The following is a 557-nucleotide window of genomic DNA, read 5'->3' on the forward strand; positions in this document are numbered from 1 at the left end:
AGGTCATCCGGCACAGACTTTCCCTCCTTATACTGAAAGAACCACTCCAACCCCTCCAATAACTGAAACTGCTCCTGCTTCTCCAGCTTTTTCCCGTCGGAAAATTGACGGGAAGCCATCTTGGAATACTGCTTCTTATCGTTCTCCGAAGTCTTTTCATAATATGTATGAATTACCTCTGCACAGTCCTGTCTCCTTATAAGCTCTGCAATAAAATTATAACGACAATAATAGTAGCTTAACATCTGAGCATAATTGTCAAATGCAGACTGTGCCCAAAAACCATGAGCTTTCCGGATAAACTGATACAACTCCCCGGTACTCATGTCCTCCAACAATTCCTGTGGAAACTGCTGTGACGCCATCAATTCGTCATCGGATGGCATCCACTGAATCTCATATCCCTTCGGATAACACCAATTTCCGTCAGAATCCTTCCAATCCGAAATATCATCCCTTCGTACCTTGTCATATTTCTTTGTGAAATAATTCTGATAATAATCTCTCTCCCCGTCCGGAATCAATGTCTTTCCAAGCAGGTCTGCAATTTCATCTCC

The 557-nt window shown here is 42.7% G+C and carries 1 protein-coding gene; it reads right to left on the reverse strand.

What is annotated here, in order from left to right; all coding sequences use genetic code 11:
• The coding region (locus tag H8704_RS14055; protein WP_249298678.1) for a catalase family protein at positions 1–557 on the reverse strand (557 nt) is incomplete at both ends.

Origin of the sequence: Jutongia huaianensis, from assembly GCF_014384985.1 — a bacterium.
GTDB lineage: Bacteria > Bacillota > Clostridia > Lachnospirales > Lachnospiraceae > Jutongia > Jutongia huaianensis.